Source organism: Rhodococcus sp. 14-2483-1-2, from assembly GCF_002259405.1.
In the GTDB taxonomy this organism is placed as follows: domain Bacteria; phylum Actinomycetota; class Actinomycetes; order Mycobacteriales; family Mycobacteriaceae; genus Rhodococcoides.
On sequence record NZ_NPFW01000013.1, the window covers coordinates 146,095 to 169,638 of the forward strand.

20 protein-coding genes are annotated in these 23,544 nt (G+C 63.3%); 11 read left to right on the plus strand and 9 right to left on the minus strand.

Features of this window, described 5'->3' with window-relative positions; all coding sequences use genetic code 11:
- The first annotated feature begins 41 nt into the window (after positions 1 to 41).
- From CH295_RS11795 to CH295_RS11805, 3 genes are read left to right on the plus strand one after another with little or no spacing between them, the layout of a single operon-like run.
- Positions 42 to 4,412 (plus strand): non-ribosomal peptide synthetase, encoded by a 4,371-nt coding sequence (locus tag CH295_RS11795; RefSeq protein WP_252342010.1) that lies wholly within the window; start codon positions 42 to 44, stop codon positions 4,410 to 4,412.
- Between the two features lie 50 nt (positions 4,413 to 4,462).
- Positions 4,463 to 4,939: a DUF2231 domain-containing protein gene (locus CH295_RS11800; protein WP_037187676.1), complete on the plus strand. Its 477-nt coding sequence runs from the start codon at positions 4,463 to 4,465 to the stop codon at positions 4,937 to 4,939.
- Positions 4,932 to 5,651: a VIT1/CCC1 transporter family protein gene (locus tag CH295_RS11805; RefSeq protein ID WP_037187678.1), complete on the plus strand. Its 720-nt coding sequence runs from the start codon at positions 4,932 to 4,934 to the stop codon at positions 5,649 to 5,651. Before CH295_RS11800 ends, CH295_RS11805 begins: the two co-directional genes overlap by 8 nt.
- 6 nt (positions 5,652 to 5,657) lie before the next feature.
- On the opposite strand, the gene CH295_RS11810 is transcribed toward CH295_RS11805, so the two are convergent.
- Both CH295_RS11810 and CH295_RS11815 read right to left on the minus strand, forming a co-directional pair.
- The gene (locus tag CH295_RS11810) at positions 5,658 to 6,539 is read right to left on the minus strand and encodes a M56 family metallopeptidase (RefSeq protein ID WP_094740794.1); all 882 of its coding nucleotides are present in this window, start codon (positions 6,537 to 6,539) and stop codon (positions 5,658 to 5,660) included.
- Positions 6,536 to 6,913 (minus strand): BlaI/MecI/CopY family transcriptional regulator, encoded by a 378-nt coding sequence (locus CH295_RS11815; protein ID WP_094635730.1) that lies wholly within the window; start codon positions 6,911 to 6,913, stop codon positions 6,536 to 6,538. Before CH295_RS11815 ends, CH295_RS11810 begins: the two co-directional genes overlap by 4 nt.
- A gap of 140 nt (positions 6,914 to 7,053) precedes the next feature.
- Here CH295_RS11815 and CH295_RS11820 point away from each other — a divergent pair, with 140 nt between their 5' ends.
- The 3 genes from CH295_RS11820 to CH295_RS11830 are packed head-to-tail and all read left to right on the plus strand — an operon-like array spanning position 7,054 to position 9,933.
- Positions 7,054 to 7,908 (plus strand): tryptophan 2,3-dioxygenase, encoded by an 855-nt coding sequence (locus CH295_RS11820; protein ID WP_094635729.1) that lies wholly within the window; start codon positions 7,054 to 7,056, stop codon positions 7,906 to 7,908.
- Positions 7,908 to 9,116, plus strand: a complete 1,209-nt coding sequence (gene kynU / locus CH295_RS11825) for a kynureninase (RefSeq protein WP_094740795.1) — start codon at positions 7,908 to 7,910, stop codon at positions 9,114 to 9,116. Before CH295_RS11820 ends, kynU begins: the two co-directional genes overlap by 1 nt.
- Positions 9,097 to 9,933 (plus strand): PaaX family transcriptional regulator, encoded by an 837-nt coding sequence (locus CH295_RS11830; RefSeq protein ID WP_094740796.1) that lies wholly within the window; start codon positions 9,097 to 9,099, stop codon positions 9,931 to 9,933. Before kynU ends, CH295_RS11830 begins: the two co-directional genes overlap by 20 nt.
- Here CH295_RS11830 and CH295_RS11835 read toward each other — a convergent pair.
- The 3 genes from CH295_RS11835 to gluQRS all read right to left on the minus strand — a co-directional run bounded on the left by CH295_RS11835 (position 9,930) and on the right by gluQRS (position 12,589).
- Positions 9,930 to 10,673: a queuosine precursor transporter gene (locus CH295_RS11835; protein ID WP_037187689.1), complete on the minus strand. Its 744-nt coding sequence runs from the start codon at positions 10,671 to 10,673 to the stop codon at positions 9,930 to 9,932. The two genes, CH295_RS11830 and CH295_RS11835, sit on opposite strands and share 4 nt — an antisense overlap.
- A 78-nt stretch (positions 10,674 to 10,751) precedes the next feature.
- Entirely contained in the window at positions 10,752 to 11,624 is an 873-nt protein-coding gene (locus CH295_RS11840) for a hypothetical protein (RefSeq protein WP_094740797.1), read from the minus strand.
- A 104-nt stretch (positions 11,625 to 11,728) separates the two neighbouring features.
- Positions 11,729 to 12,589 (minus strand): tRNA glutamyl-Q(34) synthetase GluQRS, encoded by an 861-nt coding sequence (gene gluQRS / locus CH295_RS11845; protein ID WP_094740798.1) that lies wholly within the window; start codon positions 12,587 to 12,589, stop codon positions 11,729 to 11,731.
- A 410-nt stretch (positions 12,590 to 12,999) separates the two neighbouring features.
- Here gluQRS and CH295_RS11850 point away from each other — a divergent pair, with 410 nt between their 5' ends.
- The 5 genes from CH295_RS11850 (at position 13,000) to CH295_RS11870 (ending at position 19,188) form a co-directional block, all read left to right on the plus strand.
- On the plus strand, positions 13,000 to 13,716 hold the full coding sequence (locus tag CH295_RS11850; RefSeq protein WP_094740799.1) for a hypothetical protein: 717 nt from the start codon (positions 13,000 to 13,002) through the stop codon (positions 13,714 to 13,716).
- Positions 13,709 to 14,857 carry an XRE family transcriptional regulator gene (locus CH295_RS11855; protein WP_094740800.1) on the plus strand — a complete coding sequence of 383 codons (1,149 nt, stop codon included), beginning with the start codon at positions 13,709 to 13,711 and terminating at the stop codon, positions 14,855 to 14,857. Before CH295_RS11850 ends, CH295_RS11855 begins: the two co-directional genes overlap by 8 nt.
- 204 nt (positions 14,858 to 15,061) lie before the next feature.
- Positions 15,062 to 16,783, plus strand: a complete 1,722-nt coding sequence (locus tag CH295_RS11860; RefSeq protein WP_094740801.1) for an OLD family protein — start codon at positions 15,062 to 15,064, stop codon at positions 16,781 to 16,783.
- Positions 16,780 to 18,405 carry a UvrD-helicase domain-containing protein gene (locus CH295_RS11865; RefSeq protein WP_094740802.1) on the plus strand — a complete coding sequence of 542 codons (1,626 nt, stop codon included), beginning with the start codon at positions 16,780 to 16,782 and terminating at the stop codon, positions 18,403 to 18,405. The genes CH295_RS11860 and CH295_RS11865 overlap by 4 nt, the downstream gene beginning before the upstream one ends.
- 171 nt (positions 18,406 to 18,576) lie before the next feature.
- The gene (locus tag CH295_RS11870) at positions 18,577 to 19,188 is read left to right on the plus strand and encodes a hypothetical protein (RefSeq protein WP_141217008.1); all 612 of its coding nucleotides are present in this window, start codon (positions 18,577 to 18,579) and stop codon (positions 19,186 to 19,188) included.
- Between the two features lie 363 nt (positions 19,189 to 19,551).
- On the opposite strand, the gene CH295_RS11875 is transcribed toward CH295_RS11870, so the two are convergent.
- Genes CH295_RS11875 through CH295_RS11890 form a run of 4 tightly spaced genes read right to left on the minus strand, consistent with a single transcriptional unit; the run spans position 19,552 to position 23,397 of the window.
- Positions 19,552 to 20,583, minus strand: coding sequence for an ABC transporter ATP-binding protein (locus CH295_RS11875; protein ID WP_094740804.1), 1,032 nt, complete (start codon positions 20,581 to 20,583; stop codon positions 19,552 to 19,554).
- Positions 20,580 to 21,353 carry an ABC transporter permease gene (locus CH295_RS11880; protein WP_094740805.1) on the minus strand — a complete coding sequence of 258 codons (774 nt, stop codon included), beginning with the start codon at positions 21,351 to 21,353 and terminating at the stop codon, positions 20,580 to 20,582. Before CH295_RS11880 ends, CH295_RS11875 begins: the two co-directional genes overlap by 4 nt.
- Entirely contained in the window at positions 21,350 to 22,189 is an 840-nt protein-coding gene (locus tag CH295_RS11885) for an ABC transporter permease (protein ID WP_094740988.1), read from the minus strand. The genes CH295_RS11880 and CH295_RS11885 overlap by 4 nt, the downstream gene beginning before the upstream one ends.
- The gene (locus CH295_RS11890; RefSeq protein WP_170945874.1) at positions 22,186 to 23,397 is read right to left on the minus strand and encodes an ABC transporter substrate-binding protein; all 1,212 of its coding nucleotides are present in this window, start codon (positions 23,395 to 23,397) and stop codon (positions 22,186 to 22,188) included. Before CH295_RS11890 ends, CH295_RS11885 begins: the two co-directional genes overlap by 4 nt.
- Positions 23,398 to 23,544: the final 147 nt, after the last annotated feature.

The following is a 23,544-nucleotide window of genomic DNA, read 5'->3' on the forward strand; positions in this document are numbered from 1 at the left end:
ATCGCCCTGGGGGGACCAGCATGTTCGACGACGCCTTACCTGTGAGTTCGTCCCAGGCCGACATCTGGATTGCCCAACAGTTCATGCCCGACGTGCCCTTCACCATTGCCTACTACGTCGACATCGTCGGTGCCGTCGACGTCGACGCGTTGGCCGGCTGTGGCGGCAGGGCACATCGAGAGTTCTCGTCGTCGACGATGCGCATCATCGAGGTCGACGGCACTCCGATGCAGCGGTTCGAGCCTCGGGAGACCGAGGCGGTAGAGATCCTCGATTTCCGCGGACACGACGGTCCGGCCGATGCCGCCAGGAGGTGGATGGACGACGATTGCCGCACGCCCTTCTCGATGGACGGACAGCTGGTGCGCTTGCGGGTTCTGCGCGTCGGGGACGATCGCGTTTTCTGGTACACCCGAGCCCACCACATCGCGCTCGACGGCTATGCCTCGATGAAGGTGCTCGAGCGGGCGGCGGCTCTGTATGCGGCCGCGTCTTGTGGCGTCGAGCCGGAGCCGATGAGTCCCACTTCACCGGCTGCCCTCCTTGCCGAGGACGAGCGCTACCGCGCATCCGCCCGCGCGCGACGCGATCGGGCGCATTGGGAATCCGCCGATCTGGGCCATGCCGCGCCCTGGGGCCGAAGTGCTCAGCCTGCGTCGGTGCCGATCGTCGTCGGGGAGGATCGATCGATCTCCCTCGCCGGTCCCGGTCATGCGACCTCGACAGTGGTGATCGCAGCGTTCGCCGCGTACCTGGCGCGCATGAACGACACCGACGACGTGGATCTGTCGTTGCCGGTCTCTGCGCGGCCGACAGCATTGCTGCGCCGGGCCGGATCGTCGTTGTCGCATGTGGTGCCGTTGCGGTTGCCGGGCGTCGGATCGGCGACGGTGAACAGCGTGGTCAAGTCGGCCGAGGTGGCGATCGGGGCCGTGCTGCGGCATCAGCGCAGCAGACCGCCGGCGTCCGAGAGTGGACATGCTCTGCGCGATGGGCGTTTCGGGCCGACGATCAACGTGATGATGTTCGCGAACACCGTGGCCATCGGCGACTTCGACGGTGAGATCGACATTCTGACCACGGGCCCGGTGTCGGACCTCGCCGTCAATATCTACCCCGGTCGAGGTGGAGAGCGGCCGCGCATCGACTTCGAGGCCAACCCCGCCGTGTACACGCCGAGCGACCTCGCTCGCCACCACCGACGGTTCCTGCACTTTCTCGACCGTTTTGCCGAGTCCGGTTGCGGGGATACCGCGGTAGCAGACCTCGACCTGTTCTTGCCGGAGGAACCGCGTACGAACCCCGCGTCGGTGGGCGTGGCCGTGACGGAGCAGGGATCACTGAACGATGTGTTTTCGACGGCAATCACGCGGCACGGCAATCGAATTGCAATCCAGGACGCCGAGGTCTCCATCACCTACGGAGAATTGGGGTCGAGAGTCGCAGCACTCGCATCCATCTTGATCGCCCGAGGAATCGGTGCAGAGGACCGGGTCGCCGTTCGCGTCGGCCGATCCGCCGAGGGGGTCGTCGCGTTCTGGGCGATAGCACGGGTGGGCGCGGTGTACGTTCCGGTCGACCCGAATCACCCCCGAGAGCGGGCGCAGTTCGTACTGCGCGACAGCGGGGCGGTGTTGGGCCTGTGCACGGGCGGCGGCGAGTCCGGTGAGGTCGAATGGTTGGACCTCGATACCGTTAGTGCAGAGGGAGACTCGGGCAACGTTGCCGCGACGACAGCACCGCACCAGGCGGCGTACGTCATCTACACCTCCGGTTCCACCGGCACACCCAAGGGCGTCGTCGTGACCCACGATGGCATCGCCGCTCTGGTGCAACAGATTCGGAGCAGCTACGACCTGAACGTCGAGTCCCGAGTCTGTCACCTCGCCTCACCCGGATTCGACACGGCCATCGTCGAAGTGTTGGCCGCAGCGACAGCAGGTGCGGCAGTGGTCATCGCGCCGCCGGACAGCTACGGCGGCGCAGAACTGTCGGAACTGATTGCTCGGCAGGCGATTACACATCTGCTGATCACACCCTCGGCTCTGGTCACGTTGGATCCCGCAGCTCTGGCGGGCGTCGGGACGATCATCATCGGCGGCGAAGCGGCCCCTCGGGATACGGTCGACCGCTGGTCGATGGGTCGACGACTGCTCAACGCCTACGGCCCCACCGAGACGACCTGCAGTGTCACGATGACCGCGCCACTGCACCCGGGCAGCACGGACGGAATCGGTCGAGCCATGGTCGGGGCGGTGATTCACCTCCTCGATCACACGCTGCGGCCTGTTCCGTCGGGTGCGGTCGGCGAGATCTACATCGAGTCGCCCGGCGTCGCACGCGGATATCTCGGTCGTACCGCGGACACAGCAGCGCGATTCGTCGGGAACCCGTTCGGCAGCGTCGGGAGTCGGATGTTCCGTAGTGGAGATCGGGCGCGTCTGCGCGGCGACGGGACACTGGAGTTTCTCGGCCGCACCGACGATCAGATCAAGATCCGGGGAAATCGCGTCGAACTGGGTGAGATCGACGCAGCGCTGCGGGCGCTTCCGGAGGTTGCCGCGGCGTCATCGGCAGTGCGCCGCAGCCACACTGGCGACATGCGTATCGACGGCTACGTCGTGGCCGCGCACAGCGAACACGTGCTCGACACCGAGCGCATGCGCAGGGATCTCACCGGGCGATTGCCTGCCCACATGGTGCCGGCGACCATCTCGATTCTCGACGAGATTCCGCTGACGATCAATCGGAAGGTCGATCGCGGCGCACTTCCTGCGCCGGACCTCACCACGTCGACGACCGGTGCTCCAACCGAGCCGTCCGGTGCCACCGAGGAGATGGTGGCGGCAGCGTTCGTACGCGTCCTCGGCAGGGACGGTATCGATTGCGCTGCGTCGTTCTTCGATCTCGGAGGTGACTCGCTGGCGGCGACCAGAGTCGTGTCGGCGGTGCGGGCCGAGGCATCGGTGGACATCGGCGTGCGAGACCTCGTCGAGGCCCCGTCCGTGCAGGCCTTGGCGGCGCGGATCGATACACGTCGCTGTGATGGGCTGCAGCAGAATTCGCGGCCCGAACGAGGTATGTCGCAGGGTGTGGCCGCGATCCCGCTGGCTCCGCAGCAACGTCACATCGATCGGAGTGCTCGGCTACCGCTGTACAACCTGCCGTTCACGGTCACGATGTCCGGGGAGTTCCACCCAGCGGCAGCCTCGCAGGCCTTGACCGATCTGATCGATCGGCACAGCACGCTGCGTACGCGTTATCCGGATGTCGATGGGGCTCCGGCTCAGGTCGTCGAGCCGGATTCTGCTGCGGTGGCACCGAATCTCGACGTTGTCGACTTCGATGACGCCGCAGTGACGTACACCCTGGAGGGACCGTTCGATATGCGCACCGAGTTCCCCATCCGGGCTCGCCTGTTCGCGGTAGCGCCCGATCGCCATGTGCTCGCGTGCGCTGTTCACCACAGTGCAGCGGACGGTTGGTCGCTGGGGCTGTTGGCGTCGGACTTCGTAGTGGCGTATCACGCCAGGATCGCCGGCACCGCACCGTCGTGGCCCGAACTACCCCTGCAGTACGCCGATTACAGCGTCTGGGCCGCTGACCGCGACGTGTCGGCCGACATCGAGTTCTGGCACGCGGAACTGGCGGGCGTCCCCAGTCTCACCGAGTTGCCGTTGGACCGCCCGCGGGCACGGGAGTGGGACTTCTCCGGCGCACGCACGTCGCTTCGTTTCGATGCACACGCGACGGAGAGGATGTCCGATTTGGCGCAGCGGTGTGGGACAGGACGATTCACCGTGCTTCGTGCGGCGCTGTTGATTCTGCTCGTAGAGGCCACGGAATGCACCGACCTCGTTATCGGAACCCCGGTTGCCGGACGCGACGATCCGAGGCTCGAGCAGGTCGTCGGTACCTTCACCAACACCGTCGCGATCCGGACGGACATCGCAGCCGCAACGACCGTCGACGACGTCGTGCAGGCCGCTCGGTTCAGCGAATTGCGGGCCTTCGACCATGCGTCGGTGCCGTTCGAGGACGTCGTCGCCGATCTCGCTGCCGAGTCGGCGCAGGCGCGTCACCCGATCTTTCAGGTCGCACTGTCGTGGGACGTCTTCAGCGCCGCGACCGTCGACGTCGGGAATGTTCGCTTCGAGATCACGCCGCGGCCGATCGACATCGCCAAGTGCGACCTTCATTTTCACGTCACCGAACATCGAGACAGCGAAGGTAAGTCGATCGAGACTGCGGTCGATATCGTCTATCCCACAGCATTGTTCGACGCGAATACCGTTGTCGCGCTGGGGCGGCGTCTCGAGCAGATCGTGCATGAGATGGTCGCACAACCCGACTCGACGTGGCGATCCCTGATAGCACTCGAACCGTCGGCACAACTACTACATGGTGTGTAGCATGTGCGGTGCGTGAGGTGCACGCGACTTCGAAGCCAGCGGGAGAACGCATGTCCACCTTCAACGGCCTACCGGCCCACATTCTGCTCGTTCACTTCATCGTGGTGCTGGCGCCGTTGACCGCGCTGCTCGCCATCGCGGCGAGTATCTGGTCCGGGGTGCGCAGCAGGCTCGTGTGGCTCATCGCAGCCCTGGCGGTGTTCACGTTGGTGTTGACGCCGTTGACGACCGAGGCAGGCGAGTGGCTCGAGAAGCGCGTCCCCGAGACCGCTGCGGTCGAACAGCACGCCGAAATCGGCGACTGGATGATCTTCTTTTCCGTCGGTCTTGTCGTCGTCGCCGCGGCGCTCGTGTTCCTGCATCTGCGTGAGCGTCGGGGCAGCGCGCCCGTGCGGTGGCAGTCGATCGCGGTGGTGGTCTTGGCAGTGGTGATCGGAGCGACCACAATCGTCCAGGTGTACAGAATCGGAGAGTCCGGCGCGCGCGCCGCGTGGGACGACGTATCGGTGACGGCCGGCGATGAGTGAGCCCGAGCCGAGCCTGCACGAGCACGAACCGCACGGAGATCTGTCCGGTCGGCTGAACTGGTTGCGGGCCGGGGTGCTCGGTGCGAACGACGGCATCGTCTCCACCGCCGGTCTGGTCGTCGGTGTTGCTGCCGCCACCACCGACCGTGGGTCGCTTCTGACCGCAGGCGTTGCGGGGCTTGTCGCGGGAGCGGTATCCATGGCACTCGGTGAATACGTCTCGGTGAGCACACAACGTGACGCCGAGCGCTCGCTGTTGATCAAGGAACGTCGAGAACTCGACGAGCAGCCCGAGCAGGAATTGGCCGAGCTCGCGGCGCTCTATGAGGCCAAGGGCCTGTCGGCCGACACCGCGCAGACCGTCGCTCGCGAACTCACCGAACACGATCCGTTTGCGGCACATGTAGATATCGAATTGGGAATCGACCCCGATGCGTTGACCAATCCGTGGCAAGCGGCCGCGTCGTCGGCGGTGTCGTTCATCAGCGGTGCGCTCTTGCCGTTGCTCTCGATCCTGCTTCTGCCCGCTTCGCAACGTATTCCGGTCACCTTCGTCGTCGTGTTGCTCGCTCTGGCGTTGACCGGAACCATCAGCGCGCGCCTCGGTGGAGCGCCGAGTCGCCCGGCGGTGACTCGAATCGTGATCGGTGGCGCGATCGCGATGGCGGTCACCTACGCGATCGGCCAACTGGCGGGCGTCGCGGGCATCTGACCGAGATCAGCGAAAGATCGAGGTGGCGACTTCTCCGGTTTCGGGGGCCACCACATCTTGGACGACGTCGAACAACGCCACCGAGATCACGGTGAACGCGAGGACGAGGACCAGTCCGGCCGCAAGGATTCCGCGATCCTGACGGTGTCGTGGTGGTTCGCTGAGGGCCTGCACGCGGCGAACGACGTCGCCGCCGGTACTGGCGAGAGTGCGGGTTCCATGGTCGAGGTGTTTGCGCAGCAAGGCGGTTCTGGCGATGGCAGACAACGTATCTCGACGGCCGAGTGCCGCTGCGCTCTCGTCGGCCTGACGCTCGGCGGCGTGCCGGACCTTCGGGGGCACCGGCCGAAGAATAGGGTCCAGCCGAGCCGCGATTTCACACATCTGAATCCACACGCTGTGGCGATGCCGTAGGTGCGCACGCTCGTGTTCGACCACGGCGCGTAATTCGTTGTCCGACAGAGCCTCCGCGAGGCCGGTGGTGATCACGACTGCACCTCCGCCAGAGGGGACGGCGAAAGCGTCGGGAACGTCGGAGTCGACCACGACGATGCCGCCCGTCGCCCGCGCCTCGTCACCGAACTCGGAGGCGATCGACGCGCCGACGGCGACGCGTCGAACATGGCGGGCGACCTCGACCACGCGCCAGAACATCCACGCGGAGATGATGATTCCCACCGTCATCCAGGCAAGCTCACCTGACGCCAGCAGCACCGCGGCAACCGCGGCCAGGGATGCGGCGACTGCAAACGCGGTGACCATCGACAGGATGGGCAACAGGACGACGGCAGTCGACGGGTTGAGTCGACGGTCGATGTGGTCGGCTCCGAATCCCAGCAGCAGTGACAGCACCCAGGGCAGGACTGCGACGACCAGGAGCAGGGTCATGGGTGTTGCTCGGCTGCGTCCGACTTGGCCAGAAGTTCTCGCAGCGTTGCCTCGTCCTCGGGGTCGAGTGCGGCCACGAAGCTGGCCAGTACGTCTGCGCGTTCGGCTCGGGCACCGAGTTCGGTCCGCATCCGCATTGCGGCCCGGAGTGCGGGGATCTCGTCGACCGGGGCATTGAGGGTGTAGACGAAGGATCGCCCACGCCGCTCGCGATCGACGAGGCCTTTGCCGTGCAGGCGCACCAGCGCGGTCATGACAGTGGTGTGGGCGAGCTCGGAGTCCAGATGCTCGCGGGCCTGGGCCACCGAGAGTTCCGTGTGCTCGCCGAGCAACTCGAGGATCGACTCCTCCAACTGTCCGGACGCTCTACGCACTGCGATTCCTCACTCGGGTCGGTTACTTCGAGGATAGGCGACGGGTGGCTTTCACGAAACCGATGTATGTCGTATTACTGGCGGACGGCACAATGCTGTAATACGCTGTCGGTATCAGCCCATCACCACGAGGACCAGCCATGAGCGTCGAAGCGAATACTCGCGCGATAGAGAAGACCGTCGTCACCGACTTCAGCGACCGTATGAGCTACGGCGCGTACCTGGACCTCGACACGTTGCTCAGCGCCCAGAAGCCGGTGAGCACCCCCGAGCATCACGACGAACTGCTGTTCATCATTCAGCACCAGACCACCGAACTGTGGCTCAAGCTGGTGCTGCACGAGACGCTGGCCGCGCGGGCGGCTCTCGATGCCGACGACATCGGCACCGCCCTCAAATGCGTCGCCCGGGTCAAGCGCATTCAGAAGACGCTGACCGAGCAGTGGTCCGTCCTGGCCACGCTCACCCCGACGGAGTACTCACAGTTCCGTGGGTTTCTCGGCAACTCGTCGGGTTTCCAGTCGCATCAGTACCGGGCCGTGGAGTTCGTTCTCGGCAACAAGAATGCGGGCATGCTGACGGTCTTCGAGTCCGATCCGGCTGCGCATCAATTGCTTTCGACGCTGCTGCACGAGCCGAGCCTGTACGACGCCTTCTGGCAGTCGCTGGCGCGTCAGGGGTACGACGTACCGGCATCGGCGCTCGATCGCGATGTCACCGCGGCATACACGTTCAACGAGGATCTGATGCCGCTGATCAAGTTCGTCTACGAGAATCACACCGAACATTGGGCGGTGTACGAAGCCTTCGAGGAGTTCGTCGATCTCGAGGAGAACTTCCAGCTGTGGCGCTTCCGGCACATGCGGACGGTGCTCCGTACCATCGGAATGAAGAGCGGGACAGGAGGCTCGAGTGGTGTCGGATTTCTGCAGAAAGCGCTCGAACTCACCTTCTTTCCCGAATTGCTCGCTGTGAGAACGGAAATCGGCCGATGATGGAACGTGCACTCGAACTCGACAACAAGGATCCGCTCCGCAGCTATCGCGACAAGTTCCTAGGCAGCGACGACCCGTCGATCACCGCGTATCTCGACGGCAACTCGCTGGGCCGGCCCACCAAGGCAAGCGTCGAACGGATCAATGCCTTCATGACGCAGGCCTGGGGTGGACGCCTCATCCGCGGTTGGGACGAGCAGTGGTTCGATCTCCCCGTCACCATCGGCGACGCCCTGGCCGACGCCACCCTCGGGGCAGCGTCCGGTCAGACCACGATTGGCGATTCGACGACGGTACTGCTGTACAAGCTGGCACGGGCGGCGATCGCCATGCGGCCGGGTCGCACCGAGATCGTCATCGACCGCGACAACTTCCCGACCGACCGATACTTGCTCGAAGGCATTGCAGCAGAGCTGAATATGACCCTGCGATGGATCGAGACGGACCGCCGCGGTGGTATCGAGCCCGAACAACTAGCCGAGGTGGTGGGGGAGAACACTGCCTTGGTGGTGATCACCCACGTCGCCTACCGGTCGGGCTTCCTCGTCGACGTGGCCGAGACGACGCGCATCACGCACGCAGCCGGAGCGCTGATGCTGCTGGATGTGTGCCACTCCGTCGGGTCGGTACCGCTCGAACTCGATTCCTGGGGAGTGGATCTGGCCGTCGGATGTACGTACAAGTACCTCAACGGAGGGCCCGGATCACCGGCCTTCGCGTACGTGCGCAGTGATCTGCAGAGCGATTTCGTCCAACCGATCTGGGGCTGGATGGGTCGCGCCGATCCGTTCGAGATGGCGCAGGGTTACGTTCCGGCACAGGGTATTCGACGCGTCATCAGCGGCACGCCGTCGGTGTTCGGGATGATCGCGATGCAGGACACCATCGAGATGATCGCCGAGGTGGGGATGAACGCGATACGCGCGAAGTCCGTCGCACTCACCGAATACGCCCTCGAGCTCGTCCGCGAGATGCTGATACCGCTCGGTGTGGAGATCGCCTCACCCGAGGATTCGAATCGACGCGGCGGTCATATCACCATCGACCATCCCGAGTTCAAGGCGATCACCGCTCGCCTGTGGGATAAGGGCGTCATCCCGGATTACCGCGCGCCGCAGGGTATTCGCCTGGGATTGAGCCCACTGAGTACCTCGTACCGAGAGGTGTATCTGGGAATCGTGGCGATCCGTGACGAACTCCGCGCCTAGCACTGCCGGGGCCATCCTCGACGACTTCGACTCTCGCCCGGGAAGCGCCACCTCCTTGGTGCGTACCGTGCTCGGGGCTTACGTTCGCCCTCTGGGAGGGTGGTTCGCCATCGCCGATTTTGTGGTCTGGATGGACGCACTCGGGGTGCCACCGGAGAGCACGCGCATCGCGGTGGCCAGGTTGAAGAAGAAGGGCGTCGTCGAATCGAGTAATCGAGACGGCCGCACCGGCTATCGCATCACCGAGCAGGCCGACGCGATGTTCGCGCGCGGCGACGGTCGGATCTTCGGGTTCCGGCGGATGGCCGACGGCGATCCGTTTCGGCTCATCTCGTTCACCATCCCCGAGACCCAACGCGCCGCGCGCCACCAACTGAGGCGTCGACTCACCGGAATAGGATGCGGCACAGTCTCACCCGGTCTGTGGATCGCACCCGAATATCTCGCGGACGAGGCCGGTGCCATCGTCGACGCGTTGGAGCTCTCGCCCTACGTGACGACGTTCGTCGCCTCCGAGGTCGCGCCACCGACCACGCTGCGTGAGAGCGCCGCGCAGTGGTGGGATCTGGCCGGCATCGCCGACCGGCATCGGGCATTCTTGGCCGCCTACGACTCCGAGGTTCCGGCCGGGGACCCTCGCGACGCGTTCGTCACGTTCGTGCCGTTGCTCGACGAATGGCGCGTCATTCCCTACGTCGACCCGGGCCTTCCGCCGTCCATGACGCCGAAGGACTGGCCGGGAACCCGGGCCGTCGCGACCTTCGAGGCAGCGCGAGAGCGCTACCTCGAGGTCAGTCGAGAATGGGTCGCGAGCTAACTGCTCTGGTACGACGGTTCGCGCTTCTTGATGTACGAGATGACGCGGTACGTGATCGGCATGACGATGACCTCGGCCAGTGTCTTCCACAGGAATCCGACGATGACGTAGTTGATGAAGTCGGTCCAGGTGGTGATGCCGATGACTCCGGCGGCGATGGAGCAGAAGATCAGGGTGTCGAAGAATTCGCCGACGATGGTCGAGCCGATCAGTCGCGCCCACAGGTGCTTTTCCTTGGTGCGTTCCTTGATCTTGACCAGGACGACGGAGTTGAGCAGCTGCCCGACGGTATAGCCGGCGAGACCGGCGAGGACGAGTCGGGGGACGACACCGACGACGGTTTCGAGGGCCTCTTGATTCTCGTAGAACGAGGCGGCGGGAAGTTCGATGGCGATCCAGAAGCACACGGAGGTGAGCAGCAACGATCCGAAGCCGAGGTAGATCGCGCGGCGTGCGGCCTTGAAGCCGTAGACCTCGCTGAGGACGTCGCCGAGGATGTAGGCGAGGGGGAACAGGAAGAATGCCCCGTCGGTGTTGATCGGCAGGATTTGGAAGGGTCCGAGCATGACGTCGGACGAGGCGAAGAAGGCGACACCTTTGCTGGCGGCCACGTTCGAGATCAGCAGCGTCGCGACGAAGAGCGCGACGATGGTGGGGTAGTAGCCCCGGCTGATGTGAGCGAACGTGGCCTGCCCAGACTCGGTGCCGCCGTTGGCGGCGGTGTGTTCGGTAGTGGTCACTGCTCGATCCAAGCACCGAGACGACGATGGGCGCGAATCCCGGGTGAGGGATACGCGCCCATCGGGGCAGATCTCAGGTCAGGCGACGCGTCCGCGCACCGTGACGCGGTAGGCGTAGGTTCCGGCGATGATCGTGATCGGGATGGAGACCAGCAGACCGATGCCGATGAGGACGGCACCGACGATGTTGATACCGACCAGGGCAAGGGCCAGCACGAAGAGGGTTCCACCGTTGGACGCGATCGCCTGGGCGCTGGCCTTGATGGCGGGAATCGGCTCGTCACCGCGGTCGATGACGAACTGGAAGGTCCACCACGTGAAGAACGTGATGACGATGCCGGGGATGACCAGCAGGACGAAGCCGATGCTGGTGGCTATGCCGACGAGGATGCCGGCGATGATGACGGCGGCAACATTGCCGAACTGGAAGAAGGACCCGAACCCGGGCTTGATCCCGTCCACCTCGTGCAGGGCACCGCGGACGAGTGCCGCTTGAATGAGGAGCGCGACGACGCCGACGACGACACTGAAGATCAAGCTGAGGACGACGTTGTCGGAGCTCAACACGAAGTTCAGGACGCCCTGGATGATCGCGGCGACGAGGACGATGCCGACCCAGACGAGGGCGTTCTCCTTGAACTTGTCGAAGCCATATCCGATTGCCGTTCCCACGGACAGCTGCGTCGGCATCGGCGACTCACCGAAGGCCGGAGGCGGCGGGTAGTTGCCCTGCGGGGGCGGTGGGTAGCCGCCTTGCTGGGGGTAATCGCCGGGAGGAGGCGGGTAGTTCCCGGGTGGTGGGTAGCCGCCCTGCGGAGGTGGTGGGTAGCCGCCCTGCGGAGGTGGTGGGTAGTTGCCCTGGGGAGGTGGCGGGTAACCGCCCTGCGGGGGCGGGGGGTAGCCGCCGGGGTTCTGTGGATCCTTGTCGGGGTCGTAGCCGCCTGAGGTCATCGTGTCCTTCTCCCTCGGGAAGAGTTGTCGCGGTCACTGTACGTCCGATTCGTCCCTGAGTTGGGTCCTGTCGCATTGCAACGTGATCTCGATCGGTCGGTAGGTCAGGTATTCGATGGGGTGAACACCCACGGTTCGCGCGGTACCAGTGTCGGCTTCCACTGTTCGAGCAGTTCCTCGGCGTTCTTCGCGTTCGGCACACCGAGCGAGGCGGTGATGAGCGACCACGCGTCGGGCCGCTCACGCAGTGTCACCGCGCCGTCCCGCTTGGCCAGGCGCTTGCCCTCGACATTGAGTGCGAGGGGCACGTGGACGTAGGTGGCGGGGGTGAGGCCGAGGAGCTGCGCCAGATACCCCTGCCGCGGGGCAGAGGTGAGTAGGTCGTCGCCGCGCACGATCTGGTCGACGCCTTGCGCGCCATCGTCGACGACGACGGCGAGGTTGTAGGCGGGCACACCGTCGGATCGGCGAAGGACGAAGTCGTCCACTTGGCCCCGGAACAAGCCGTGCAGCTGGTCGACGATGGTGAATTGTGTTACCTGCGAACGCAATCGAATGGCCGGTGGGCGGTCCTTCGCTGCTTTTTGGTCTGCGGTGAGATTGCGACAGGTTCCGGGATACGCGCCGTCGGGAGCATGCGGCGCGGATGCGGCCTGGAGGATTTCCCGACGCGTACAGAAACATTCGTACGTCATCCCCGCTGCGGTGAGCGCCCGAATCGTGGCGTCGTAGATTTCCCGACGCTCGGATTGCCGCATGATCGGCCCGTCCCAATCGAGTCCGATGGCGGCGAGGTCGTCGAGTTGGCGTTGCTCCGAGCCGGCTTTCACGCGATCGAGGTCTTCCACGCGCATGACGAAACGTCGTTCAGTGGAGCGGGCGAAGAGCCAGGCCAGTAGCGCGGTGCGGAGATTGCCGAGATGCAAGTCGCCCGAAGGACTGGGAGCGAAGCGTCCGGCGGGCATGGGAGCAGCTTAGTTTCAGGCGGCTTTGGAATTGGGATGATGGGCAGTGCCAGGCTGGCTGTGGCTTCATTTGTCAGAAGCTCTGATCTGGGCTCGTCCACGACCGACCCGATGTAGGCGTTGTAAATTCATTCTCCGTAGCAGCTCCGGGAAATCGCAGGGCCCAGCGCAGTTTCGCTCCGTAAGAATCGGGCGATGTAGCTTACCGGGCACTCGCTCCGAGCAAGGTTCGTCACTCAGACCCCTGAACGGCACCGACGGATCGACCGTCGCTCGGTACAGCGGCGGTCGGGAACGCTGTCACCGACATCGGACTGTAGCTACTCATGATCAAACTGAAGCAATGTTGGTCATTTCTGCGCAAAACTGAAGTGCCGTGCTAGTCTCGATCCACGATCAAGGAGGTCGGCTTGGACGCTGGACGCCGCTGGGCTCTCGAAACGCTCGGCACACACGGACCGCTCATCAGGGACCGGATACCGGCTCTCATCATGGCGGAGCACCATGGATCGCTGGGGGCGCAGGACGCATCCGGGCATCGCTCGACAGGGCACTACGGTTTGTTCTGGCGCGGAATCTTGGAGAAGTTCGAGGAACTCGGCCAGCTGCCCGGAGCGACGTTAGTGAGGCCCGACAAGGCTCCGTACAAGATCCCTGTCGTAAATGGAGTCGCCATATTCCCCTGGCGTTACTCCCCGTCGGTCAAGCGAGAGATGGCCTCGGTTCGGTTCGGTACCTCAGATTCACGAACTGCAATCGCTGACATTCGTCCGCCAATGCTGCAGGGAGAACTGGATCTCGACGTCCCGGATCCACAACTGACCGACGAAGAACGCGTACTCGTCGACGGTTTCAACAGATATATCAAGGATCCTGTAGTAGATACCGGCCGCCTGGTGTTAGTGGCGATCTGCAGCTCTGTCCGCGGACTTAACGCCGCGCAATGGGGCGAAGCCGTCCTGACTCCAGACGGCTTCATCTCGTGGGTCTCACAACCCGAAGACCTGCTTGCCCTTCCCGAGATGCGACCCGTCTCGACATCGCCGGTCGGAACCTTCACCTCCGGTCCGATCCCGAACAAGTTCCCAGCCCCTGACTCCGACGAAGCATCAGGATCCAATGAGTGACGACCGTCCTCAGCTTCACCTTTTCGGCTCCGACGACAGCGCTTCGGGCGTCATCGCGCACGGCTTCGAACCTGCCCGACTCACTCAGGCCCGAGTGCTCGCCGAACTCACCAAATCTGAACTGGCCGAGCAAGTATCAGTATCTCCAGCAGCAATAGGCCAGTTCGAGTCTGGAATCACAAGGCCACGCGCCGACATCGTCGACACGTTGAGCCGCGTGCTAGAAGTACCACCGGAGTACTTCGCCACCGGACGACCCGTGGGAAGACTCGATGCTGCCGATGCTCACTTTCGAAGTCTGCGCTCCACGCGAGCCAAAGATCGCTCAAAAGCGGCCGCTCATGCAGAGCAGGTGTGGGAATTGAGCCACGCTTTGGAAAAACGGGTCAGGTTCCCCGACCTTGCCCTTCCTCCGATCCATCCTGATGCAACGCCTTGGGAAGCTGCGAGGATATTGAGGGACTTCTGGTCGCTGCCCAGGGGTCCAGTGTCCCATCTCGCGGCATTGATGGAATCTAACGGGATCATCGTGTGCTTGATTTCCATGACCGACGAAGCGTTCGGGCGTGTGAAGGCCTACTCCACCGACGCCCTCGGTCGGCCGATCGTCATCGTCACCCCAGAACGCTTCAAATCGGTCCACGAATACCGTTTCACCTGCGCACACGAACTGGGCCACCTGCTGCTCCATCCGAACGCGCTACCAGGTGACCGCCAGCAGGAACGCGAAGCCGATCAGTTCGCAGCTGAATTCCTTACTCCACGTGTCGAAATCGAGCCACTGCTGCCGAAGACCGTACGGATCCCAGCTTTGGATGCATTGAGCAAGACCTGGGGGGTATCGATCGAATCACTGATATACCGCATGGGTGAACTCCGTTTAGTGTCCGAAGCATCAATTCGGCGCGCCCACCAACGGTTGGCAAGCATGGCCGGTCTACGTGTGGAAGAGGCGTTAGTGTCGTTCCCCGGCGAAGTCCCGAGCCTTCTCAGGGATGCTCTCGCACTTGCCGAATCCACCGACTACACCCGCAGTCAGCTGGCAGCCGAGTTGTGCTGGTCCGAAAGACATTTAAGTGCGATGCTCGGCGACGTCGACACCCGACCGAAATTGACCGTGGTGCGCAGGCCCACCGCGTGATTATCGATACCAGGTGATAGCAGGAAGGTTAACCGGCTATCGGAATCGCCGCTTGCCGCGCGTTCAACCTTGTTGCGACCACTCTGCGTGGGACTATCAGCTCGGGGCCGTCGGTCCCGAGTCATTGACAGCCCGTTCCATTCGCGCTCACCGCTCTCACAACTTGAACGGTCAGCTTGATTCGAGAGCATGCAAGGAGTCCCCATGAGGGTCGCGCGTATTCGCATCGAACGCTTCCGGGGCTACCGCCACGCCGAAATCGAAGTGCCTAGGAACATGGTGCTTGCGGGGGAGCCACAGGCGGGCCGTACCGACATAGTCGAAGCGCTCCGCCACGTCCTGGACGCCCGCAGCACGCGAGCGCGTGTGAACCCCATTGATGTATTTCGTCCCGCTGATAGTGAAGAAGCGGCCTTGACCGAGGTGGAGGTGACTCTGCTCGACCTAGGCAAAGACCTCGAAATTCTCCTCAGCGAGAGCCTCGAGACGTTCGACGAGGAGACCGGCGAGATAGCCACGTCAAGCAACGCGGGAGACGCGGTTCTCGGTGTCCGCCTCTGCTATCGAGCGCGATATGACCTCGATACGGACACCGGTGAGCACTGGGTTGACTACCCTGCACGGAGTAATCCCGCTGCTGATGTATTCAAGAGAGCGAGCCGGATCGAACGCGAAGCTCTGCCTGTTCAATTTGTCGACAGTGCACCGGCTCTCCAGCTGCGGGCTGAGGGCGTCCTCAGAGAGCTTCTTGCCGATGCTGACTCTCATAACCTGGATGCCGCCCTCACTAACTTAGATTCTGCTATTCACACTGCAACCGAATCCTTCTCGGAGACGGAAGTAGTCACGGGGGTCCTGAACAAGGTTATTGATTCTGGGCCACAGCTCCTCTTCAACATTGCTGATTCCGCCGACATCACTTTCCTAGCGGATGACGGCTCGATGGCTTCGCTGCTCAGGGCGCTCCAGCCAGCGATTTTGATGGGGTCAGCCGGGCACCTTCCAGTCCGCTCCCAAGGCTCGACTGTCGAAAATGTGCTCTCAGCAGCTGAAGCTGTCGCTGCTGCGCGGGACACTCAATCGGGTGTCGTCATCATCGGCGATGACTTCGGTGATCGTCTTGACTCATCGTCCTCCGAATACATGGCCCGGCTCATACATGTAACAGCAGGGCAAGCCATCCTCACGACACGCCGTCCCGAGGTTGCGCGAGCATTCGATCCCGGCGAGCTGGTTCGGCTTACGATCAGTCACGGAGAGAGACGGCAGCACCGGCTCCCAATAGTCACCGACAAGAGTAGCCGCGTAAACCGCAGGCTGGTCCTCGAACAGCTTCTTGCGGCTCTGAGCGCAAGAACTGTCGTCCTCGTAGAGGGACCGCTCGATGTCGAGGGGTACGGCGCGATCGCGTCGCGGCTTTTCGTTAAGACGAAAAAACCGCAGCACAGCCTACCCGCGAACGGTATTCGACTCGTCGCCCCGCCAGGTTCAGACGGCGGTGTCACCCGGCTCCCCGCAATCGCCGAGATCGCTCTAGAACTCGGCTTTCACGTCCGCGCAATTGTCGACAACGATAAGCCCGGACGAGAAGATCCAGCAGTCGGGGCACTCGCAGGCATGGTCGAACAACTCGTCGTTCTCCCCACACGCACCGCAGTGGAGGCTGCTCTCATTCGCGGCATATCTGGAGATCACCTCCGAGAGACGGTCGAGACTCTGGAAGACTTCGGAATGCCACTTCTTCCAACCGATCTGGATGATGACGATATCGCGGACCACCTCATCTCGACAAAAGTAATCAAGAAGCAGGGACTTGGCGCGGCCTGGGCGAATGCGCTAACGCACAAGCCACCAATCGCGCGATCTGTGATCGAAGCGATCTGCGGCGACAAACTCGGCCGCATCGAAATCCCTGATGTGGCATGAGCTTCTCCCCTCAAAATCCTGAGCAAAAGCAAGTGGTCGAAACGCACGCCAAACTTACTGTCGTGCTCGGTGGCGCGGGGGTCGGGAAGACGACAAGCGCGCTAGCCGCGGCGCACGCCCATCTCGAACGGGTAGCAGAAAGCAAACCACGCGACCGGGTCTTATTCCTGTCGTTCTCTCGTTCCTCGGTGGCACGCATCGCTTCCCGCGCAGACGAGATACTGGGCCGACGCGGCTCCCAGGTGGACATCATGACGTTTCACTCGCTGGCTTTTTCCGCTGTCCGGAGATTTGGGAGTCTCGTCGGACACGGGGATGCCATCCTAGTCAGCCCTGCTCGCGAGAAGCTCGGCCTTGCCGAGAACGAGATCGGATACAGCAAGCTCATTCCGTTATTGCTTAAAATTGGCCAGGCAGCACCTGCAGTTGCAGAGCACCTGCGCACACGATGGGGCCTAATAGTCGTGGACGAATTCCAGGACACTGGCAACTCACAGCAAGAGCTTCTCCAGCTGATTTCTCGGGACAGCAGGGTCCTACTGCTAGGCGATCCAAACCAGTGTATTTACACGTTTCTGGTCACGGACGGCGTGAGAGTGGAGCGTATCCACGAGGCGTGCTTAGCAGCAGGACCTGGGAACACCATCGTTCTCCCGGAATCTTCGTTTCGAGACCCCTCTGGGGTCATCCCGGCCGTGGCCAATGCCATCAGGGCGCGTTTGTTCGAGTCGGAAGCGATCTCGACTGCAATTAAGAAAGGGAGATTGGTCATCCGCAGCGGAATATCCGGTGCCGACGAGACAAGTAGTGTCACCCAAACTATCAGCGAGCTGACTTCCGAGGGTATGGGCGTTGCCGTATTCACACACCATAATGACATGCTCGCGGCGCTGTCCGATTCACTTGAAGCCGCCGGCATCGAACATGAAGTGGCCGGACTTAGCGACGCTCTTGCCGCCGCTCTCGACGCCCAGACCGCCATGGCAAGGTTTTACATCGGTGACTGCGGCTGGGGCAACGTCCTCGAAGCTTTAGCAGTGTTCCTTACGAGCGCGCAACGAGGCCCACAGGTTCCGGCCCTAGCACGTCAGGTAATGAATGGTTCGGGCCCTGTTTCCCTTCAGGAGCGCCTCGCTATTCTTCGAACGCGGCTCTCCGGTGCGATATCGGTTCAAGAAGTAACCGAGATCGCGGGTACGGCACATCATGCGCTTGGGCTGCCGCAGAAGTCTGGTGCTTGGCAGCAAGCCGGCGCATTGCTCTCGTTGATGCGCATGAGGGCTGCTCGCGCGGGCCGGGGACGAATCGATGATCGACAGCTCGTGGCGGGTATGTGTGTTGAAGCTCGTGAAGCAACCTATGCAGCGCTCACGGACGCCGTCACCAGCCCCCGCGAGGTTCAGTTGATGAATCTCTACCAGACCAAGGGGCGTGAAGCTGATGCGACTGTCGTGGTCCTGCGGGAAGGAGATTTCATGGGATTCGAGTCGGAGCCGTTCCCGAATACCAGCCGCCTCCTCTATGTCGTATTCTCAAGGGCTAGGCAGAGGATCGTGGTGTTGCTCGTAGGCGACAAGCTTCACGCGTCAGTTGCTCCACTTGCCATTCTCTCCGAGCTCTGAGTGCTTTGGTGAATCAATAAGAACTCAGCACTTCGCGTTCATTGTCGGTGCACGTCTTGGATTCACATGATTAGGCCACGAGCGGGCTGGTCCCTAAGGATCTCGACGTGGCGAAGTAATCTTCCTACTCGCTTCCCGCCCGGAGTGGGCCGTGAGCTCTAGGCTCAGACCATGCCTATCTCACCGCTTCAGGCCGCGACCGACGTGATGGACCGGGCGGATGCCCTGCTAGCGCATGCGGCTGGTGCGGCAAATCCTCTGGTGGTAGATGACACCCGCCGATCAGCGCTTGCGCTGGGTGTCGCGGCCCTTGACACGTATCTTCATTGGGCGCTAGCGGACGTTCCCTTGCGGCAGATGCCTTCGGCTCTCAAGGGGCTTGACGTACCTTTCGGAGATCTGGTCGACCTCAGCGAGGCAATGGTGCAGAACCGCGCCAGAATTAGACCGAAGGTGCGGGCGCGTGGCGTCCTTGAGCGCGCAATTTTAACTCGCACCTTCCAGAGCAGTCGCGAAGTCGAGCAGGCAATGCTCATGATCGGAATCCGGAACGCGTTTCAGAAGATCTCGATCAGAATTGCGCCGGCACATAAGCCTTCAGACATCAAAGACCGGCTCAACCGAATTGTGTATCGCCGCAACCGGATCGTGCATGAGGGCGATCTCCAGCGACAGTCACGGCCGCAGCAAATCAAGCGGGAAACGACGGAAGCTGCCGCGATCCAGACTGATCTAGATTGGCTGCGTACTCTGATCGTGGCCATCGACAAGGTTCTCGTGTAGGAACGCGCATCGCGTTGGTGCGGCATGACTTCAGGCAACTTCCTGAGCATCGTCCTTGCGCGCATCTACAGTGACCTAGTAGTTCGAGGACCGAAAGTAGCAAGCCGCGCTCGCAGAACGAGACAAAAGTGTCTGCAGCGCATGTCAGGCAGCCATTGCTGACTAGGGCGAAGCAAGGTCAGCACCCACGATGCGGACCATAGACATGGTGCTCGCGGCGAGACCCGGAAGACCTACAACATTGCATCGTCCAGTAGCCGGCAATTTACCTGACAACGCGGTAAATGGACATTTCGTGGCTGAATGACAGGCCCGAGCGTTGAATCCCGGGAGCGAGAGATGCCGGCTGCCACATCTTCGACCTCAACCCGTGACGACAAATCTCGCCCCACTCGGAATCTCCAATCCCACCGAATCTCCCACCTCTACTACTGATCCCGCCGCCAACTCCACCTTCACCATCGCCGACCCCACGGTCACATCGGCGATGCTACGGAACCCGGTAGGCCTCAGACCGGAAACCGCTCCACGAATCCCGTTGTCATCCAAAGTGATCAGCTCCTGCCGCAGCAGCAAAACTGCGCGTCCAGCCGGCAGTGAAACCCCTGCGACCTCCAACTCCCCGAGCTCGGAGCGATGTACCCCAACCCCATCCCACTGCCCCTCGATTTCGTTCATCCCACCCATCAGTCGCGACACTGCCAGCGTGCTCGGTCGCGTGTAGGCGGTCGCGATATCCGAGTGATGTTCGAGCCGGCCGTCGATGAGCACCGCCACGGAATCGGCCAGCACGGCCGCTTCCTGCTGATCGTGGGTGACGAGCAGCAGAGTCTGATCCAGCGTCGAGCGCAATTCGCGAACCAGGTCGTGCATCTCGGTGCGCAATACCGGGTCCAGCGCGCTGAAAGGCTCGTCCAACAGCAAGACTCGCGGTGAACCGGCGAGCGAACGCGCCAACGCCACCCGTTGCGCTTGCCCACCCGATACCTCGGACACCGCACGATCGCCGATGTCACCGAGATGCACCAGGTCGAGGTACTCCCGGGCCCGCTCGCGCGACCTCTTGCGACTCTCCCCGGCCGCGCGGTAAGCAAAGCCGATGTTGTCGAGTACCGACATGTGCGGGAACAACATCGGACGCTGGAACACCATGCCGACCCCGCGATTCTCGGCCGCAACACCGTTCACCTCGCGGCCGTCGATGCGCACCGTGCCGGCGGTGGGCGAATCTAGTCCCGCGATGAGACGTAGCGCAGTGCTCTTGCCCGAACCCGACGGACCGAGAATCGCCGTGCAGGATCCCGGTGACACGGTGAGATCCAACGAATCCAGGGCCGCAACCGAGTGACCGGCATGGACTTTGGTGAGTCCGTGAACGGACAGTTCGACGCTCATCGTGCACTCCTACGACGCAGCCGGGCCAGCATGAGCACCAGCAACAACGGCGGCACGACGGCGGCGACCGACAGCGCAGCCACCACCGAATCGTTACCGGTTCCCGCAGCGAACGAGGCGACGAGAATAGGCACGGTGACCAGTCTGCCCCCGCCGATCAACAACGTGATCACGTAGTCGCTCCACGCCACGAGGAACGCGAGCAACGCAGCCCCTGCCAACGCCGGAGCCAACAGAGGAATGCGAATCTGCCACAGCACCATGGCACTCGACGCACCGAGAGTGCGCGCCTCCTCCTCGTAGCCGATCTCGTACGCGCCGAACGCCACTCGCATCAGGTACGTCGTGTATGGGATCGCCGCGACGGTCAGCAGAGCGATCACCGCGACCGTGCTCGGAATGCGCGAGCGCAGCACCAGGACATCGAGCCCCAATGCCACAGCGAACGGGGGCAGGGCCAGCGGCGCGAAGAGAACTCCGGCCACAAAAGCGGGAAAGCGCACAGTCCCGTTCACCAGGGCGCGAGCGGCCAACGCACCCAATGGTGTTGCGATGGCGGCGACGGCGAGAGCGAGCATGGTCGATTGCACGAACGCATCGGCACCCCCGGCGTCGAGGGCGCTGCGGACGCCGTCGAATCCCCATTCCTGCGGAATCGATCCGGGAAACGACCAGCGATTGCTGATGGCCCACAAGACAACCGGAATCAGCGGCAACAGGAACCACAGGACCAGAACGGACCTGCCGACAGCGGGAGCAACCTTGTTCATTTCCACGCTGCCGATCTGCGCAGATAGTGCAGTGCCACCGCGGCCACGACCACCGTCAGAGCGGTGGCGATCGTCGCGGTAGCGGCTGCCTGCGGACGCGTCTGAAGATCGATCGAGGTGAACAGGCGAATCGCCATCACCGACAACGGCTCCGGATACGGTCGACCCAGAATGCGGGCCACCTCGTACGAGCCGACGGTGTAGGCGAAGGCGATGGCCGCCGACGCGATCAGCGCGGGCCGAGCCAACGGCAGCGTGACCAAACGGAGCCGAGTCCACCGGCCGGCGCCCAAGGTTGCGGCCGTCTCGTCGAATGCAGCTACTCGGGTAGCGAGAGTCCCGGCCACGACGACGGCCACGAAAGCCGATTCTTTCCAGGCATATTCGGCGACGACGGCGATCCACCACCGCCCGCCGACCAACTCCGGCCAGCCGCCGTCGGTCATGCCGAGTATGCGGGGCAGCATTCCCGAATCCGCCAGCAACAGGGCCATCGCGGCCGCCCCGATCAGGTGCGGCACCGTGACCGTCAATCCGGCGGCGGCCAACGCGGCGCGTCCACCCGACAACGCCGTCAGCGCAGCCGCGAGCCCGATCACCGTGGCCAAGGCGGTCGACACGACGGCGATCGACAGCGTCAACGCCATCGAGCGCCACCGGTCACCGCCCAGCGCGGAATACGCGTCGACCGACAATTCGGGGGTTCCGACCAACGGCATCAGACCCAGGCTCTGCAGCACCACGGTGCCGAGACCGCCGCCGACGACGAGAACGACCAAGACTACGGCGGGGAGTACCGCCGCGGTGCCGCGAAAGCTCTTCGTGGACGCGCTCACTGCCCGGCGAGCACGCTTCGGCGCCATCCCTCGTCGAGCGGGGTGACCCAGTCGGCCGAGAGTTCGGGATGCGCGTTCGCCGAGAGCTCCTCGTAGGAGGGCAGAACCGTCGAACTCGGCAACGCCTCGAACTGCGCGCGGGCGTCATCGGGCAATCGGTCGATATCGAGCACAGTGAACTGCCCCCACACGTCCGGCGTCGCCTTCTCGAGTTGTTGCTCGGGCGACAACGCGAGATTGGCAACCACCTGTGCCGCCGCCGACTTCCCCGATGTCGACGGAATGGCAAGGAAACTCGCATTCCCGACGGTTCCCTCGTCGAGCGTCAGGACGCGGGTCTCCGGTGGGAAGGTGCCGTCGGCGACGAGCTTCGGGAGGGTCGCGGGGCCGTACGTCATGGTCATGTCGACCTGGCCACCGGCGTAGAGGGCGTCGAGCTCGGAGGAGGACTGCGGATACGTCGTTCCCTCGCGCCACAGTGACGGGGCGAGCTCGTTCAATCGATCGAACAAAGCCGGGGCGAGTCGGTCGTAGGAGTCCTGATCGAACTGAGCGGGAACCTCGTCGACACCGCCGGAGGCGTTGATCAACGCCTCACGGACGAACACCGAGCCGGTGAAGTCCGGGGGAGCGGGGTAGGTGAAGCGGCCCGGGTTCGCGCGGGCCCAGTCGAGCACGCCGTCGAATGTCGTCGGCGGATCGGGGACGGCTGCTGCGTTGTAGACCAATGTGAATTGAGCTTTGTGCCAGGGTGATTCGCAGTTCTCGACTGGAGTGCCGAAGTCGTCGAGCAACAGTGGATCCTCGGGATCGGTCAGTTCCATGTTCGGCAGATTCTGCGTCCACCCGCACAGCCACGCGCCGGCCTGCTTACCGGTGCCGAAGTTCGCGCCGTTGACCCACACCAGATCGACTTCGCCGTCGGTGACCCCGGCCTGCCGCTCGGACAGGATGCGGTTGACGGCATCGGTCGTCGATTCCACCGGCACGCGCCGCAGTGTGACGCCCTCTTCGGCCGCCGCGGGAGTGAGCACGTCGTCGACATAAGCATTGCCCTGCTCGTCGCCGCCGTACATCCACAGCGAGACGGTCTGCCCCTGCGCCTGCTGTTGGATCTCGCTCCAGGACAAGTCCTCGGCGCGCGGAGCCTCCGATGATGGTGCTGCGCATGCGGTGAGCAGCAGCCCTGCGCTCGCCGCAATCGTCACTGCGCACCGTACTGAACGAATCACCGTGGGCCCTCCAGATCAACCGAAGCAGCCGTCGTCGACGCTGCCCTCACCACCGTAATCGGTCGAATGAGACAACCGCTGAACACGCGGGCACACCGGTCGTGTGCACAATGGATCCTGACC

What these genes read in the sequence shown, in the direction of transcription:
- kynU (WP_094740795.1), top strand. Translation starts at nt 7,908, where the DNA reads ATGGAACGTGCACTCGAACTCGACAACAAGGATCCGCTCCGCAGCTAT.
- CH295_RS11870 (WP_141217008.1), top strand. Translation starts at nt 18,577, where the DNA reads ATGCCTATCTCACCGCTTCAGGCCGCGACCGACGTGATGGACCGGGCG.
- CH295_RS11875 (WP_094740804.1), bottom strand. Translation starts at nt 20,583, where the DNA reads ATGAGCGTCGAACTGTCCGTTCACGGACTCACCAAAGTCCATGCCGGT.
- CH295_RS11855 (WP_094740800.1), top strand. Translation starts at nt 13,709, where the DNA reads ATGAGTGACGACCGTCCTCAGCTTCACCTTTTCGGCTCCGACGACAGC.
- CH295_RS11865 (WP_094740802.1), top strand. Translation starts at nt 16,780, where the DNA reads ATGAGCTTCTCCCCTCAAAATCCTGAGCAAAAGCAAGTGGTCGAAACG.
- CH295_RS11860 (WP_094740801.1), top strand. Translation starts at nt 15,062, where the DNA reads ATGAGGGTCGCGCGTATTCGCATCGAACGCTTCCGGGGCTACCGCCAC.
- CH295_RS11800 (WP_037187676.1), top strand. Translation starts at nt 4,463, where the DNA reads ATGTCCACCTTCAACGGCCTACCGGCCCACATTCTGCTCGTTCACTTC.
- CH295_RS11820 (WP_094635729.1), top strand. Translation starts at nt 7,054, where the DNA reads ATGAGCGTCGAAGCGAATACTCGCGCGATAGAGAAGACCGTCGTCACC.
- gluQRS (WP_094740798.1), bottom strand. Translation starts at nt 12,589, where the DNA reads ATGCCCGCCGGACGCTTCGCTCCCAGTCCTTCGGGCGACTTGCATCTC.
- CH295_RS11880 (WP_094740805.1), bottom strand. Translation starts at nt 21,353, where the DNA reads ATGAACAAGGTTGCTCCCGCTGTCGGCAGGTCCGTTCTGGTCCTGTGG.
- CH295_RS11840 (WP_094740797.1), bottom strand. Translation starts at nt 11,624, where the DNA reads ATGACCTCAGGCGGCTACGACCCCGACAAGGATCCACAGAACCCCGGC.
- CH295_RS11805 (WP_037187678.1), top strand. Translation starts at nt 4,932, where the DNA reads ATGAGTGAGCCCGAGCCGAGCCTGCACGAGCACGAACCGCACGGAGAT.
- CH295_RS11810 (WP_094740794.1), bottom strand. Translation starts at nt 6,539, where the DNA reads ATGACCCTGCTCCTGGTCGTCGCAGTCCTGCCCTGGGTGCTGTCACTG.